This window comes from Pseudomonas sp. UF-293 (assembly GCF_058245595.1).
The window spans coordinates 1-437 of record NZ_JBSICA010000076.1; the positions used below are offsets into that span (position 1 = coordinate 1).

At 46.2% G+C, this 437-nt stretch carries 2 tRNA genes; both read right to left on the reverse strand.

The features are described 5' to 3' along the window. Nucleotides 1-147: 147 nt before the first annotated feature. Nucleotides 148-223: transfer RNA gene (locus AC4IHP_RS27840), tRNA-Ala, on the reverse strand. A gap of 10 nt (nt 224-233) precedes the next feature. Then, nucleotides 234-310 (reverse strand) — tRNA-Ile (locus AC4IHP_RS27845). Between the last annotated feature and the right edge of the window lie 127 nt (nt 311-437).

Below are 437 nucleotides of genomic sequence, written 5' to 3' on the forward strand. Positions count from 1 at the left end.
AGCCTGATCCGTTACCAGTGAAAGTAACGTTCAGTCTATCTTTCTATCACATACCCAAATTTTTAAAGAACGATCTAATCAAAAGACTAGAAATCAATATTCAGTGCGAATATTCATTTCTAAACTCTCAAACTTCGAAGCAGTTTATGGTGGAGCCAAGCGGGATCGAACCGCTGACCTCCTGCGTGCAAGGCAGGCGCTCTCCCAGCTGAGCTATGGCCCCATAACAAAATTGGTGGGTCTGGGCAGATTCGAACTGCCGACCTCACCCTTATCAGGGGTGCGCTCTAACCAACTGAGCTACAGACCCAATTTCGAGCTTGTAACTGTTAGCTCAGAGCTATCAGCTTGGAGCTTAAAGCTGCTTCTATCGTCTTCTTCAATGAATCAAGCAATTCGTGTGGGAGCTCATGCAGCAGCTGATGTCGTCGATTAAG